This is a genomic window from Treponema sp. R8-4-B8 (assembly GCF_054786175.1).
Genome location: NZ_BDHE01000485.1, coordinates 52,971 through 68,839, shown reverse-complemented (window position 1 = coordinate 68,839; position 15,869 = coordinate 52,971). Strand labels below are relative to the sequence as shown.

Here is a 15,869-nt window from a genome sequence, read left to right as displayed (position 1 = left end):
TTATACGCTGATATTCCCGTTATATTTCTTACAAGCAGTTCAGATGACGACATTGAGGCAAAAGGGTTTGAACTTGGAGCGGTAGATTTTATCTTAAAACCTTTTTCCGCGCTCGTACTGCTAAACCGCATTAAAATACAGTTGGATATTGAAGACGTTATCGGCGAGCGTATAAATAGAGTCAAACTTCTTCAAGACGGCTATATGGCCGCTATCGCGAATGTAATAGAAGAACGCGACATAGATACTGCCGGCCACAATGAGCGTATTGCGGCGGATATAAAAATACTTCTAACCGCAATGAAAGAAAGCGCCGTGTACGCCGATGAAATTTCAAGCTGGGATATTGATAAAATCGCGTCAGCCGCCCGTCTGCATGATATGGGAAAAATCAACATAGCAGAAACAATTTTAAACAAACCGGGAAAACTGGACGATAACGAATATAATCAGATTAAAACCCACCCCACTTACGGCGCGAATTTAATTGGCAAAATAGCGAAGCAAACGGGCGAAAAAGATTTTTTGCATAACGCTAAATTATTTGCCGAATATCATCACGAGCGCTGGGACGGCGCCGGGTATCCGCATGGGCTAAAAGAAACTGACATTCCGCTGCATGGCCGTATAATGGCCGTTATTGACGCGTATGACGCGCTTGTTTCCAAACGCCCTTACAAGGAACCGCTTTCTAATGAAGAGGCCGTTAAAATTATTACATCAAATTCAGGCCTTCAATTTGATCCTAAAATAATCGAAGTTTTTATCGCCATACAGGAGAGGCTAAAAGAAGTAAGAGGGACATTGTAATTTAGAAATAACTTAATGGCGTTATAGGCCTTACTAATAATTTTGAGAAGGGGGAAAAATTTAATGAGTAAACGCGCAAAAATAGCAGGAGCCGCCGTTATTTTTATCCTCCTTTCTCTAACAGCTCTTTTTATTACTAACAGCTACAACAGGGAAGCCATGAATCTTGAAGTCGCAATTTCTTTAGTAAAAGAAAAACTTAACGGCGACATGATGCATTTTGAATCCATGCTGGAGTATGAACAGGAATTCCCATTTGTACGCAATTACGATTTTATTGCGGTTATGTCCCGTGATTTGAAAATTGAGGCTGCTGTTTTTATCAAAGAAAATAACAATTATCGCAGCATAATTTCCAGCATTGTTGATTCTAACGGGAATCCGCAGACAAATCTTTTTATTGGAGAGGGAAGCATTGTATATGCCTTTATTGAAGACGGCAATGAATATTCGGGAAAAGACTATATTCTGGACAATGAGTACTATACCTTATACCGCCCTATTTTTCAGGACAATACAAACGAAGTTATAGGCGTTATTTTTACCGGCATTAAAATGTCAACGATAGAAAATATAATCTCGCCGAAAAGCGGTTTTAGGGTCATATATTTGCAAATAATAAAAACAGGCTTTATATTAGCCGGAATATTACTGACGATAATCATCATTGCCATATTGCTTAGGATTAACACAGATAAAAAAATAGCGGAAGACAGTTTACGGACAATATTTGACACAATGCCATTGGGCGCGAACATTCACAGTAAGAACATGGATTTTTTTGACTGTAATGAAAGCGTAGTCAAATTATTTGAAATGTCAAGCAAACAGGAACTTATCGAAAAATTTTATCAGCTTTCGCCCGAATATCAGCCGGACGGTAAATTGTCAAGAGAGAAGATGCTGGAAGTTATTAACAAAGGTTATAACGACGGTTACTACCGTTTTGAGTGGATGCACCAGAAACTGAACAGAGAGCAGATACCGTGTGAAATTACGCTTGTACGGACTAAACATGATAAGGATTTTCTTATAACGGCTTATCTTCGCGATTTGCGCGAATCAAAGCAAATGTTAAAAGAAATCCATCAGCGTGAAAAATTATTGAATACCGTAAACAACGTGGCCGGTATTTTGTTGTCTGTTAATAATGAAAATTCTTTTACAGCTCCGCTATTAAAGAGTTTTGAACTTATAGGGCGCTGTCTTCATGTTGATCGCGTTCAAATTTGGCGTAACGAGGAGATAAACAGCGAACTGAATTTTGTCCTGCGGTATGAATGGCTGAGCGAATACGGCAAAAACAACGTGCAAATTCCCTTGGGCTTGCACTTTCCCTACAGTTCAAAACCGGAGTGGAAAAAATTATTTTTGCGCGGCGATTACATAAACGCGCCGTTATCAGACTTGCCGGAAGACGACCGTCTGTTTTTGTCTTCATACGGAATGAAATCCATTGTTATTATCCCGATGTTTATAGAAAACAATTTCTGGGGTTTTTTCAGTATTGACGACTGCCTGCGGGAACGTGTCTTTTCTGATGATGAAATCCATATATTAACATCCTTGGGTTTGATGATGACCAACGCCATAGACAGAAATTTGCATTTAGCCAAAATACGCGAGGCTAACGAGCGCGTACATGTTATGTTTGACGCCATGCCGTTAGGCGCGGCCTATATTGATGTTAATTCCAATGTTTTAGAATGTAATGAGGAAATGGTTAAAATATTCGGATTGTCAAGCAAACAGGAATACATGGAAAGATTTATTGATCTTAACCCTGAGTACCAGCCGGACGGAAATTTATCGAAAACTAAGATAGCTGACGCCATTAATAGGGCTTTTGCGGACGGTTATCTCCATATAGAAGCTATGCACCAGAATCTGAAAGGCGAGCCGATACCTTGCGATATTACGCTTGTGCGTATTAAAAATAATGACGATTTTGTTTTAGCGGCTTATGTGCGCGATTTGCGCGAGTTAAAAGACGCCGTTTCCGAAATGAATGAATCAGTAAAATCATTTAATCTTCTGGAAAACATACTAAACAACATTAATGCTATGGTTTACGTTACTATTCCTCAAACCGGCGAAATTTTATTTATTAACAACTTCATGAGGAGGCATTATAATATTACAGGTGATTATGTGGGGATGTTTTGCTATAAATTGTTTTTTCATGACAAAGACGGAATATGCGATTTTTGTCCCTGTCATAAACTTGATGAAGATCCGCAAGGGACAGTTATATGGGAATTGCATAGTCCAATAACAAACCGCGTATATCAAAATACCGACCGATATATGGAATGGGCTGACGGAAGAATCGTCCATATTCAACATTCAATTGACGTAACCGATTTAGTTATCGCAAAAGAACAGGCAATTCGCGCTAACAACGCAAAAAGCAATTTTTTAGCAAAGATGAGCCATGAAATACGCACTCCCATGAACGCGATCCTTGGCATTACGGAGATTCAACTGCAAAATCATAATATTCCCCATGAGATAAAGGAAGCCTTAGGGAAAATTAATAATTCCGGTTATTTGCTGCTTGGCATTATAAACAACATACTGGACATGTCAAAGATAGAATCAGGCAAACTGGAACTGTCGATTGGCGTTTACGACGTTCCAAGCCTTATAAACGACACGGTTCATCTTAATGTCGTATTATACGACAGCAAACAAATTGACTTTACCCTTGACATTGATGAGAACATTCCGTCAAGGTTGTTAGGTGACGAACTGCGGATCAAGCAAATTATAAACAATCTACTTTCCAACGCCTTTAAATACACGGATAAAGGTGTAATTTCAATGTCTATTTCCGCCGAACACAATGAAGATCCTTCGATGGTAACGCTTGTTTTCCGAATAGCGGACACGGGGCAGGGAATGAATCAAAAACAGTTGGATAAGCTATTCGATGAGTTTACGCGCTTTAATACGGACGTGAACAGCAAAGTGGAAGGCACGGGTCTGGGGATGAGCATTACAAAACAACTTGTCACTATAATGGGCGGTACAATTGACGTAGAGAGCGAGCCTGACAAGGGTTCCGTGTTTACCGTGCGCTTGCCGCAAAAAATAAACAGTAATGATTTATTAGGCAAAGAAACGGCTGAAAAACTAAAAGATTTCCGTTCCTCTGATATAATACAAATGGAAAAAAAGACGCAGATTGTTTGCGAATATATGCCATACGGCAAGGTTTTAATAGTTGATGACGTGGATACGAACCTGTATGTCGCAAGGGGATTAATGTCCCCTTATGGCTTAACTATTGAAACCGCAAAGAGCGGTTTTGAGTTGGTAGATAAAATTAAAAACGGCGCCGTTTATGACATTATCTTCCTTGACCATTTTATGCCAAAAATGGACGGCATAGAAGCCGCAAAAATTATACGGGAAATGGGTTATACGAATCCTATCATAGCGTTGACAGCTAACGCGATTGTAGGGCAGGCTGATATGTTTTCAAAGAACGGATTTGACGGGTTTATTTCCAAACCTATAGACATACGTGAATTGAACGCTACTCTTAATAAACTGGTACGCGACAAATATCCTGCTGAAGTAGTTGAGGCCGCGAGGGCTAAAGCGTCATCTAATAATCGTATGGTCAGGAAGACGGATCCGGCGTCTGATCCCGGATTAAGGGCGATTTTTGCGCGTGACGCTGAAAGCGTCTATAAACGGTTAAAATCAATACTTGACAATTCGTTCCGCAGAACTGATGATATCACGCAATACGTTATTGACGTTCATTCAATGAAAAGCGCGCTTGCAAATATGGGCGAAGAAGAAGCGTCCGCCTTCGCGCGCAGGCTGGAAATAGCGGGACAGGCAAAAGATATACAGCTAATAACATCAGAAACCCCTGCATTCATGGAAGCTTTAAAGAAAGTTATCGAAAAACTCAAGCCAAAAGAAGACGCTTCCGTACCGGAAAATTTTGAAAACGATCTTGTTTTCCTATCCGAAAAAATGTTCGTTATCAAAACGGCGTGCGATAATTATGATGATGTTACGGCCAATGCGGCGTTAAAAGAACTTGAGCAAAAAAAGTGGTCGCGTTCCATAAAAAATTATATCAGCGCCCTTTCCATGCATATACTCCACGGCGATTTTGAGAAAGCCGCTAACATAGCCAATGATTATTTGTAAAGTTAGTATGCTGACTTTACAAAAGCATTATTCCCAAATTTTCTCTCGCAAAGGCGCAAGAGACTGTAGAAAAACATCTGAGAAGAGGTTCTCGCAAAGGCGCTAAGGACGCAAAGTTCCTGTACGATAACCCATTATTAACTAGATATATTAATTTAATTACAAATCTTGAATGAAAAACGATGATCCTACAAACAACAACTTTGCGCCTCTGCGCCTTTGCGAGGTCTTTTTGTTAATCAAAGTACTAGTCTTTAAAATCTTTTTTTCGGATCATGTTGCGCTGAATTTTTCCGCTGATTGTTTTTGGCAGTTCGGGGGTAAACTCTATAATGCGCGGGTATTTGTACGGAGCCGTTACGCGCTTGACATGGTTTTGCAGTTCGCGGATTAATTCGTCCGAGGCGGCGTATCCCCGCGCGAGAACGATGGTGGCCTTCACTACCTGCCCACGCATCGGATCGGGGGCGGCGGTGACGGCGCACTCAAGCACCGAGGGGTGCTCCATCAGGGCGCTTTCAACTTCAAATGGGCCAATGCGGTAGCCCGAACACTTGATCACGTCGTCATTGCGGCCTACAAACCAAAGATAGCCGTCATCGTCTTTCCACGCCATGTCTCCCGTTTGATAGATTCCGTTGTTCCAGTTATTTAAAGTTATTTCCCTGTCTTTCCAGTAACCGCGGAAAAGGCCGGGAAAATCAGAATTGCCGATTACGGGCGGAATATTATCGGCTGTGGCGCCTTCGGTTTCGTACATATTTTTCCCAGCGCTTGTTATGCTCATGTTTCCAACAATGCCCTCGTCACATTCTTTTCCGCTTTCGTCTAACAGTTTAAGGCCGAAAAGCGGCGCTGGTTTTCCCATTGAGCCCGGCTTTACTGGCAGCCATTTAAAAACAGCCGCCATTACGGAAGTCTCACTCTGGCCGAACCCTTCATAAATTTCAAGTTTTGTCAGTTCCCTAAATTTATTGTAAACTTCAGGGCTTAACGGCTCCCCGGCCACTGAGGTATGGCGAATAAAACTAAAATCATAATGTGAAAGGTCTTCCTTAATCAAATAACGGAATACCGTGGCAGGAGCGCAAAATGTTACGGGTTTCAGCCTCTGAATAGCGTCTAACATTCCCTTGGGCGTGAATTTTTCCGTGTCATAAACGCCGATAGCCGCGCCGCAAATCCACTGCCCGTAAATTTTTCCCCACGCAAACTTTGCCCAGCCGGAATCAGTCTGCGTCAGGTGGACGCAGTTATCTTCCGCGCAATGCCAGTATTTTGCGGTAACAATATGCCCCAACGGCAGGCTGTGGTTGTGAAGCACCATTTTAGGCATTCCAGTCGTACCGGAAGAAAAATAAATTAACATCGGGTCTTTTGCCGTTGTCGGCATTCTTTTAAAATTTTCAGGCGCTTTTTGAATTTCCGCCCTCATGTCGATAAAGCCCGGCGGAATTTTTTCGCCGATAACGGCTATTTTTTCCAAATTGGGGCAGTTCGGACGAGCCAAAGCGATATTGTCAAGCAGATCTTTGTCATCGACGGTAATTAAAAGTTTCACGTTGGCGATATTGCAGCGGTAGTCCAAATCTTTAGCCGTTAGCTGGTATGTGCCGGGAATGCAAATCGCGCCTATTTTTGAAAGGGCGCACATTAATACCCACACGCCGGGACGCTGTTTTAAAATCAGCTTTACCACGTCGCCTTTTTTCACGCCTAAAGACAAAATGGCGTTTGCGGCTTTGTCGGATAGCCGTTTTATTTCCGCGAAAGTAAAAGATTTTACAACTTCGGTATCGTCTGTCCAAAGGAGGGCGAGCTTTTGCGGCTGTAATCTTGCCCATTCGTCAACTACGTCGTAGGCAAAATTAAAATCATCCGGCGCGTTACAACGATAATTTTCATAAAAATCATCGTAACTTTCAAAATCAATACGCGGCAAATAGCGTGAAAGTATTTCGTTCATAAATTATTCCTGAATTACCGTTAAAAATCGCGCCCTGCCGTTCACGGCGATTTGCGAATGAGGCAGACGCGCGTCAAAATAAATAGAGTCCCCTGAATTTAAAATATGTTCGGTTTTTACAACCGTCACTTTTACCTGCCCTTCAATTACAAAGTTAAACTCCTGTCCCGAATGAGACACCTGTGCCGCAGGTGGCTTTGAAGAGTCAAGCGTTACAAGCAACGGCTCCATAGTTCTGCGTCTGAAGTTATACGCGAGACTTGAAAATTCATATCCAGGGTAACGCTCAATTTGCACCCCCTTGCCGTCGCGGCAGACCGCGGCGCTGTCCATTCTTGCCTCTTCCCCTGTAAGAAGAACCGTAACGTCCGTGCCAAGGCGGCCTGCTATCGTATACAAAACGCTTATCGGTATGTCCAATTCGCCGTTTTCGTATTTGCTGTAAGTTTCAAAAGGAATATCCGTATCTTTTGCCATATCAAGGGAGCTTATTTCAAGAATCTCCCTTAATTCTTTTATCCTTTCGGGAACATGGGCTACTTTTTCATTCATATAAACTCCCTCCAATCCCTTCCTGTAATCCTGTCGTTTTCATCGCGTATTTCAAACGGCAGCTTAATGTCTTCCGTCCCAAAAAATTTAAGCCGCTCCTCATTTACTTTTAAACCTGATATTTCGTTATTCAAAATTACATTCACATAATCAGAAATGCTGTTTAGTTTTTTTTCGACATACACTCCAAAAAGTTCGTTATAGTAAATATCAGACGCGTCATGTATGTCGGTTCCGGCGGTAGCTGTTTTTCCAATACATTTCGCATAACGGCACGCAAGGGCGTCATAAGACGGATCGTCATGCCCGCCGTTGGCGACCTCAACCCCGTCCACGCAGCCTGTTGAAAGCACGACTTTTGGAATGTAAACCCGTTGCCTGAACGGGTGCGCCTGAACGACGCAGCCTCCCGATTCTTTTACCGCGCGGTACTGCTCTCCCCTTGTCCAATTGCGGGCTTCAGGGTGTTTAAGCAGCCATTCCCTATCAAGCCCGTAAACAAGATAATCATCACTGCTGTCAAACGTCTCTTCCCAGCCAAAAAAAACGTCAAACCCCCTGCGTTCCCCCTCGTTTCGCGCGTCTTCATACCCCTGGCAAAAACTGTTTACCCAATCTTCCCACGGAAGCCTTCTTGATAACGAACAATTCGCGTTAAAAAAATGATCGGTTACTATTATTCCCGAATACCCCTTATCCTGATAACCGGCGATATAATCAGAACCGCGCGATATCGCGCATTTACTGACAGGAGAAGTGTGAAGATGGGTTTCGTATAGGTACGCCACAATTCATTATACCGAGAAAGAGCGCGTAGGTTCAATAGTAGGAAATTCTATAATCGTTTATCGCGGTAAAACCAAGGCTTGAATAGAGGCGGCGGGCGGCGGCGTTTGTCTTCTTGACAAAGAGCGTCACTCCCCTGCCTTCAGCGATTAGAGAGGAAATAAACTCATACGCCATGCGGCGGCCTATCCCCCTGCCTCGAAAATCGGGATGGACATAGACGCCGCCTACCTGATATCTGGTAAAAGAGACCCCGCTAACGTTAATTTTCCCGATAAGCCGCCCGTCAATTTCCGCAGCCAGAACCTTCCCCGTGGCGATTATGCCGGAAAGGTTTATCCGGCTTGCCGCCGGGCTAAAACTTGAGCCTTTGGGCAGCACTTCTTCCTTTTCGTAACCCGCCTGTAAAGGGGCCATCGCGTCAATATCGGTCATCATGGGCGTCCTTAAAACAAGATTTGAAAAACCGGATAAATTTTTCCCCTTGTCGGGGGGAGAATCAAGAGACATAAGTTCATAGTCTATTATCTCTTTCGCCTTCCAGCCGCTATTGCTTAACTCCCCTTCTAAGGCGATCACTTCGTTTTTCAACCCCTGCGCCGAATGAATCTTTTTAGAAGGAAGGAAACCTTTTTTTAAATCCAGCGCGGGAATTTTTACGCCGCGTAAAACAGGCAATATGTTGTTTTTAGAATTAATTAACAAAGCCTGAATCTTTTCTTCCGCGCACAGTACCCATATAAGCGTATTTACTTCATTACGCGCGATAAATTTAGCGCAGGCGTTGACATAATTATTTTCGTTATCCATTAATAATTTTTCAACGCGCGTAAAATCACTTTTTTTTATTTTACGCCAGATAGAACCGTCACTCATAGGGAAGTATGCCCTGCGCGGGGATTTTGCCTGTTATCGCTGAAAAACCGGCGGCGAAAGATTCGGAAGCGTAACTGTACACCGCCACCGCGCCCGTAATCCAGGGGACGCTTTCAAGGAAAGCGGGGCTCAGCACCGAAAGAACTATAACTTTTTTATTTAAGCGCTGCAAATTACGCAGCAAATTTAAATCGTAATTGTCTGATAGGCAGAAAATTATCGTGTCCGCGTTATTCGCATAATACGCTATTTCAGGCGGTTCCGCCCCATTGTAATAACGGAAAACCAAGGCGTTGGGAAACGCCGCCCTTCCATAAGTAAAAAAATACGGAAATCTTCCGGCTAAAAGAACGCGCCCAGCATTCTCCCTTGTTACAGGAAAGACGGAATCTGCCGGAACCGGCTTTATTATCGTTACGCTGCGCGCGGCAAGATTCATAAAATAAGCGGAAGCTTCCGCGTCGGGCAGTCCTTTTTCCACTTTTTTTAAATCGGGAATATACGTTATTTTTGAATTGCCGCGCAGAAAGGTTAATTTTAACTCCAGCACTCTGCGGGCCGCGGCTCTTACATACTCGCGGAATTCTTTTTCATCTCTCATTGAATTAATCAGGTAAACCCACACAGGATCAAAAAGAACTGGAGTATTTGAAAACATAATAATATCGTTACCGGCGATAATAGCCTGTTTCGCGGTTCGGGAGAGCGTGCCCATATAAGTTGTCGCCCCTACCATATTTAAATCGTCGGTTACAACAACTCCCTTAAAACCGATTTTGTCGCGTAACACATCGCGCAGGAACCAAGAGGAAAGCGAAGCGGGAGCGGTTCCCGCCCTTGTCAGTGGAAACGAAAGATGCCCGCTCATGACGGCGGGAAGCCCTTCGCCCGCAAGCATACGGTAGGGGACAAGCTCCCTGTTCCAAAGCGCGTCAAATGATATTTCAATTTTTGGCAGAATCCCGTGGGAATCAAGACCGGTGTCCCCGTGGCCGGGATAATGTTTCGCCGTCGGAATAACGCCGGCCGCAAGCTGTCCTTTTACAAACGCCGCGCCAAGTATTCCCGCTTTTACAGGGTCATTTCCAAACGCCCTTGGCCCAATCAGCGTTGAAGAGTGGTTTGTAAAAAGATCGACAGTTGGGGCAAAATTCATATTGATTCCAAGAAGAGCCAATTCCCTGCCTATGTAATAACCTGATAAGTACGCGTCACGCGGATAACCTGACGCTCCAATCGCCATATTCCCAGGAGTGTCGCTGGTATTTCCCTTGATATGCCGAATCCAGCCGCCTTCTTGATCCGTGGCTATAAGAAGCGGAATTTGAAAAGGAGTATTTAAACTTGCCAACTGTAAAGAGCCGATAGTCTGTGCAAGACGGCGCGTATCAGAAGTATCCCAACCAAATATTTTTACCCCGCCGATATTCCTCTGATTAATCCAATCTATAATTAAAGGGTTCGTCTCTTCTCCGACCCAGCCAATCATAAAAATCTGAGCCAGAGCTTGTTCATCAGTCATGGCGTTTTCAATAGCGGCAGCAAGCTCAGAAGGAGCGCCGTAATCGTTGAAGTTGAGAGAAAAGAGAAGGGGGGGATAAAAAGAAAAGAGAAAAAAGAAAAGAGAAAAAAGAAGGGATCTTATTTTATAGTTTTTATTTATTATTTTCATAATTGCACTCCGATATATTATGATCTGCAACCGCGCAGTCGGCGTTTTCCTTTCTTCTTTCTTCATTTTTATTTTTTCTTTTCATCTATGTTTTCAGAGGCGTTATGTGCCGCTACCGCTCCGTCTGCGGCGGCTGTTACTACTTGGCGGAAAGCGCCTGATCTTACATCGCCCGCGGCGTAGAGACCGGGAATGTTAGTCGCCATTTTTTGATCTGTGATAATATAGCCGCTTTCATCAAGATTGGCGTTTAATTTGTCACCTGCGACAAGCGAGGACTGTGGAACGGCGCCAACAAAAATAAAAACCGCGTCGGCTTCTTCTTCATGCATTTCGCCTGTTTTTACATCGGCTAACACTAGTGACTTCACTTTTTTTTCGCCTTTTATTTCTTTAATTACCGTGTTAAAGCGAACTTCAATATTAGGGTTTTCAAGCGTCCGTTTTACAAGGGCTTTTTGCGCCCGGAAACTGTCACGGCGGTGAACCATTACTACCTTGTCAGTCAGGTGGGAAAGGTAACGCGCTTCATCACAGGCGGCGTCCCCTCCCCCCGCTACAAATATTTTCTTATTTTTAAAAAAATTACCGTCGCAGGTGGCGCAGTAGGAAACTCCCTTTCCCGTAAATTCTTTTTCTCCCGGCACATCCAGTAATCGCGGTTTCGCCCCCGTCGCTATAATGACGGCTAACGCGGCGCGCGCCGTACCGTCTGAAAGGCCTATTGTAAAAATATCGCCGTTTTTTTCAAGCGAATTTACTTCTCCAAAAAGAAATGACGCGCCGAATGATTCCGCCTGACGGTGCAAATCCATCACAAACTCGTAACCTGTTTTTGGCGCATAACCTTCGCCGCCTATATTACCCGGGTAATTTTCAAGCGCGTCAATAAGCAGAGCCTGCCCGCCTACGGACTGTTGTTCTATAACAAGAACTTTTAAATTCGCCCTTGCCCCGTATTGGGCGGCAGTCAGCCCCGCGGGCCCCGCTCCAATTATAATAAGATCAGCATCTATTTCAGACATCTTCTCTCCCAACCATATACTTTTTTAGCTGTTTCATTTATATTAAATTGTGAGCTTAAAACCGTCAATTACGCCTGTCATTATTTTTGCGATAATTCTCAGTTTCCCGGTGAAAATTCACGCGCAGACTGTTTTTCCGCGCATTGAACCGGATTTAAAGGCGATTAACTATTACCGTTTGGGAATAAAATCCGGTTACTCATGGCAGGATCTGGCGGAAATAAGCCTTTGGTCATCCGGAGACGCGGCGCTGTCAGGCATGGAAAAAATTAAATCCGTTGTCAGCGCGTTGAGCGCCGCTATCGATCCCGCCGCTTCCGGCAGGGAGAAGGCGGAATTTATCCTCGGTTACATGCACAAAAACATTTTAAAATCTTATTCACTTTACCAAACAAGATTAGACAACCTGCTTTCTACCGGAAGGTTTAACTGCGTCTCATCCGCCGTTTTATATGTCATCCTTTGCAAATCCGCGGGGTTAGATACAAGCGGGGTTATGACAAAAGACCACGCGTTTGTAATGGTCCATATTAACGGACAGGATATTGACGTGGAAACGACAAACCCTTACGGATTTGATCCGGGAAACAGAAAAGAGTTTCACGATTCAAGCGGAAAAATTACTGGCTTCGCCTATGTGCCGCCGCAGAATTACCGCGACAGGCAGACGATAAATCAAATAGAACTTGTCTCATTAATTTTGAATAACAGAATCGGCGATTATGAAAGATCGAATAACTTTACCGCTTCCGTTCCCCTTGCCGTTGACCGCGCCGCATTGCTTTTAGGAGATTCTTATATCCTTACTTCAGGAATCTCAACATCCGAATTTTTATTTGTTGATCCAAGAAAAGACCTCATGGACAGATTGTTAAATTACGGCGCCTCCCTTTTAAAAAGCAACAAAGAGGAAGAATGCATCCGCTGGGCTGTTTTCGCGTCTTCAACATATCGCGACAATAACCGCTGGCAGGAGTTATTTCTTGCGGCTGTTAATAACAGGATTTCAAGGTATATAAAAGAAAGAAAAATTTCCGACGCGCGTAATTTTCTTGAAACTCAAAAGACTAATATAACCGAAGCCGATTACGCACAACTAGACGCGCTGATTGTTGACGCCGATATTTTAAACAGGGCGAATAATTTTAAAACAAGCGCCGAAGGGGACGAAATTATAGCCGACATTGACAAGGCGCGCAGCAGCGGCAGATTAAATGAAAAAAGAGCGACGGAATTATTAACTTACACTATTCAAAAAGTAGCGATGCTCCTAAGCGCTCCCCCGCTCAGGGATTGGCGGGCCGCTATTAAATACTTAGAGAACGCCCTTTCCAAATACGGCGCAAACCGCGAAATAGAACAATCCCTTAGCACATACAAGAGTAATCTCGCGACTGACTATCACAACCGTTTCGCCGCAGAGTGGAACAAGAAAAATTTCGATGAAGCAGAGCGTATTTTAAATGAAGGTCTAAATGAGTTCCCCAATGACAGGCAGTTATTGTCGGACAAGCAGATTATTGCTAAGCAGGCTCGCTAAATTAATTCGAAAGAGTTCTCACTAAGATCACAAAGAAGAAGCAAGGTTTTTTGTCCGTTATATTATCGTGAAGCCCACGCATAACCTTAGGACAATACCCCCCTTCCCCCTTTGTGATCTTTGTTTCTTCGTGATCTTTGTGTGAAGTTTTTGGGGAATAAATCTTTTATTTTTTCCCGTAATAATTAATTAAACAGCCGTCTATCAGTATTTGTCTCTCAGAGTCAGTAAGTCCGCCTAGGGCGGCTTTTATCTCTTTGACAGTTTCACCTAACACAAAGCCGTTGATTGTCTCCTTTTTACTTTGAACGGCGGACTTTATTCCGGGGAAGAAAATATAATCGCCGTTTGAGAAAGAAGTTTCATCGGTAATAAGGAAGGGAAGTATTCCCCAGTTTATTAGGTTTGACCTGTACCTTTTTGTCGCGTATTCAAGGGCGAAATTCGCGCCGCCGCCAAGTACGCGCTGGCAGGAAGCGGCCTGCTCTCTTGCGGAGCCGTCTCCGGGCTTGCGGGCAAAAATTGCGCTCGCTATGCCTATTTCGGAAAGCCCGACGCTTGAATAGCCTTCAATGCTACGGATTTTTTTCAGTATTTTTTCCAGTTCGCCGTCCGCTTTTCCGTTACTCCTTTGCTCTTCAAGGGATCGAGTTTCTTTTGCCCGGCAAACATAATTCGGGTCTTTGCGGCTTAGAGTGAATTCTGCCAGCTTCAGCGGATTTGAACGATATGATGAAGTTTCTCCTGAGGGAATAAGTTCATCGGTGGTGGTTACGGAGTCGGTGATAAAACTTACCACTTTTAATAAAAGGTTTTCGGGAAGCGCGGGCATCTTGGGCCAATCTTTGATATTGGGGCCGAACTTCAATTCCGTTTGCGGTTTTGGGTTTCCTACGCCGTTGTACACGCGCTTATCGTAAATGCTTTTGTCAAAGAAGAACTTGTATTTGCCGTATTTTACGTCAATGTCCGTCGCGGCGGTAATTTTTCCGCCGTTAATCGCGGTCGCGGCAATGGAGCGCGCGTCCATAAGAGCGACGGACGCTATTTGCCCATCGTTTGGCTTGGAACCTTCGCGGTTGGGGAAATTGCGCGTAACATGGCGGATTGAAAGCTCGTTATTCGCCGGAGTGTCTCCCGCGCCGAAACAAGGGCCGCAGAAAGCTTCACGCACAAGGACTCCCGCTTTCATAAATGTTTCCACCGCGCCGTTTTTTACAAGCTCAAGATAGGTAGGCTGGCTTTCGGGATACACGCTCATTGAAAAATTGCCTTTTCCTGTTGAGCGCCTTTTTATAATGTCCGCCGCCGCCATTATGTTGGAAAAAATGCCTCCTGAACAACCGGCTATTATCGCCTGATCAGCCCATACTCCGCCGTCATGGCATTTAACGCCCAGATTCAAATTAAGGCCTGTCTCTTTGTTTTCTTCTTCAATCTTCGCGAAAATATCTTTCGCGTTTTTTTGCAGTTCTCTAATCGCATACACGTTACTTGGATGGAACGGGAGCGCGATATTCGGCTCAATTTTTGATAAATCAATTTTGATAAAACCGTCATAGTAGGCGACGACTGCGGGCTTGAGTTCCTTGTAATCGTCTCCCCTGCCCCGCTCTTTAAAATATGCTTTTACCTTATCATCTGTTTTCCAAATCGACGACCAGCAGGCGGTCTCCGTCGTCATCACGTCAATTCCGTTGCGGAAATCAACCGTCATTTTATCAACGCCGTCTCCGATAAATTCAAGCGCCTTGTTTTTCACATAACCGTTTTTAAAAACCGCCCCGATAATCGCGAGCGCCACGTCCTGTGGGCCGACTCCCCTCGCCGTCTCTCCTTCAAGGTAAATCCCTATTATGGGAGGTGACGGCATGTCGTAGGTTCTGCCGACAAGCTGTTTTGCAAGTTCTCCGCCGCCTTCGCCGACCGCCATTGTGCCAAGAGCGCCATAACGGGTATGGCTGTCAGAGCCAAGAATCATCCTGCCGCAACCTGCCATCATTTCGCGGTTATAACTGTGAATGACGGCAAGGTGGGGCGGCACATATATGCCGCCGTATTTTTGCGCGGCGGAAAGCGCGAATACATGATCATCCTGATTAATCGTTCCCCCAACCGCGCACAAGCTGTTGTGGCAGTTGGTCAGCACGTAGGGCATGGGAAAACGTTCCATCCCGCTCGCCCGCGCGGTTTGAATTATCCCCACATAAGTAATATCATGGGAGGTAAGAGAATCAAATTTAAGCCGCAGATTATTATCATCGCCAGAGTTATGAGCTGATAAAATACCGTAAGAAATCGTCCCCTTTCGCGCCAGTTCTTTTAACGCGTCTACGCCATGCTGTGCCAATTTCGCCACCGCGTCCCCGTCATCGTTAATTATCTCTTTTCCTTCTATTAAAAACGCTCCACTGTTAAAAAGCTCTACCATAAAATACCCCTTTTCTTTACTCTAATACAAGATTGACG

Annotated in this window: 10 protein-coding genes; 3 read left to right on the top strand and 7 right to left on the bottom strand. The window is 44.2% G+C overall.

The window, feature by feature from the left end; genetic code table 11:
* Both ACYVRA_RS12440 and ACYVRA_RS12435 read left to right on the top strand, forming a co-directional pair.
* Positions 1-810 (top strand): HD domain-containing phosphohydrolase (locus tag ACYVRA_RS12440; protein ID WP_461253032.1); only part of this gene is annotated, 810 nt, incomplete at its 5' end.
* A 63-nt stretch (positions 811-873) separates the two neighbouring features.
* Positions 874-4,983, top strand: a complete 4,110-nt coding sequence (locus ACYVRA_RS12435; RefSeq protein WP_461253031.1) for an ATP-binding protein — start codon at positions 874-876, stop codon at positions 4,981-4,983.
* 247 nt (positions 4,984-5,230) lie between these two features.
* On the opposite strand, the gene ACYVRA_RS12430 is transcribed toward ACYVRA_RS12435, so the two are convergent.
* The 6 genes from ACYVRA_RS12430 to trxB all read right to left on the bottom strand — a co-directional run bounded on the left by ACYVRA_RS12430 (position 5,231) and on the right by trxB (position 11,860).
* On the bottom strand, positions 5,231-6,949 hold the full coding sequence (locus ACYVRA_RS12430) for an AMP-binding protein (RefSeq protein WP_461253030.1): 1,719 nt from the start codon (positions 6,947-6,949) through the stop codon (positions 5,231-5,233).
* Positions 6,950-6,952: 3 nt separating this feature from the next.
* Complete coding sequence (locus tag ACYVRA_RS12425) at positions 6,953-7,501, bottom strand: helix-turn-helix domain-containing protein (RefSeq protein WP_461253029.1); 549 nt, start codon at positions 7,499-7,501, stop codon at positions 6,953-6,955.
* Entirely contained in the window at positions 7,498-8,289 is a 792-nt protein-coding gene (locus ACYVRA_RS12420; RefSeq protein ID WP_461253028.1) for a PHP domain-containing protein, read from the bottom strand. Before ACYVRA_RS12420 ends, ACYVRA_RS12425 begins: the two co-directional genes overlap by 4 nt.
* 31 nt (positions 8,290-8,320) lie before the next feature.
* Positions 8,321-9,163 (bottom strand): GNAT family N-acetyltransferase, encoded by an 843-nt coding sequence (locus ACYVRA_RS12415; protein WP_461253027.1) that lies wholly within the window; start codon positions 9,161-9,163, stop codon positions 8,321-8,323.
* Complete coding sequence (locus ACYVRA_RS12410; protein ID WP_461253026.1) at positions 9,156-10,835, bottom strand: glycoside hydrolase family 3 protein; 1,680 nt, start codon at positions 10,833-10,835, stop codon at positions 9,156-9,158. Before ACYVRA_RS12410 ends, ACYVRA_RS12415 begins: the two co-directional genes overlap by 8 nt.
* A gap of 68 nt (positions 10,836-10,903) precedes the next feature.
* Entirely contained in the window at positions 10,904-11,860 is a 957-nt protein-coding gene (gene trxB, locus ACYVRA_RS12405) for a thioredoxin-disulfide reductase (protein WP_461253025.1), read from the bottom strand.
* A 49-nt stretch (positions 11,861-11,909) separates the two neighbouring features.
* Here trxB and ACYVRA_RS12400 point away from each other — a divergent pair, with 49 nt between their 5' ends.
* The gene (locus ACYVRA_RS12400) at positions 11,910-13,400 is read left to right on the top strand and encodes a hypothetical protein (protein WP_461253024.1); all 1,491 of its coding nucleotides are present in this window, start codon (positions 11,910-11,912) and stop codon (positions 13,398-13,400) included.
* Between the two features lie 166 nt (positions 13,401-13,566).
* Here the strand turns inward: ACYVRA_RS12400 and ACYVRA_RS12395 are convergent, their stop codons facing one another.
* Positions 13,567-15,831, bottom strand: a complete 2,265-nt coding sequence (locus ACYVRA_RS12395; protein WP_461253023.1) for a hydratase — start codon at positions 15,829-15,831, stop codon at positions 13,567-13,569.
* Between the last annotated feature and the right edge of the window lie 38 nt (positions 15,832-15,869).

Bases quoted from the DNA above. Each gene is read 5' to 3' on its own strand.
- ACYVRA_RS12430 (WP_461253030.1), bottom strand. From the start codon at position 6,949: ATGAACGAAATACTTTCACGCTATTTGCCGCGTATTGATTTTGAAAGT.
- ACYVRA_RS12410 (WP_461253026.1), bottom strand. From the start codon at position 10,835: ATGAAAATAATAAATAAAAACTATAAAATAAGATCCCTTCTTTTTTCT.
- ACYVRA_RS12415 (WP_461253027.1), bottom strand. From the start codon at position 9,163: ATGAGTGACGGTTCTATCTGGCGTAAAATAAAAAAAAGTGATTTTACG.
- ACYVRA_RS12395 (WP_461253023.1), bottom strand. From the start codon at position 15,831: ATGGTAGAGCTTTTTAACAGTGGAGCGTTTTTAATAGAAGGAAAAGAG.
- trxB (WP_461253025.1), bottom strand. From the start codon at position 11,860: ATGTCTGAAATAGATGCTGATCTTATTATAATTGGAGCGGGGCCCGCG.
- ACYVRA_RS12435 (WP_461253031.1), top strand. From the start codon at position 874: ATGAGTAAACGCGCAAAAATAGCAGGAGCCGCCGTTATTTTTATCCTC.
- ACYVRA_RS12425 (WP_461253029.1), bottom strand. From the start codon at position 7,501: ATGAATGAAAAAGTAGCCCATGTTCCCGAAAGGATAAAAGAATTAAGG.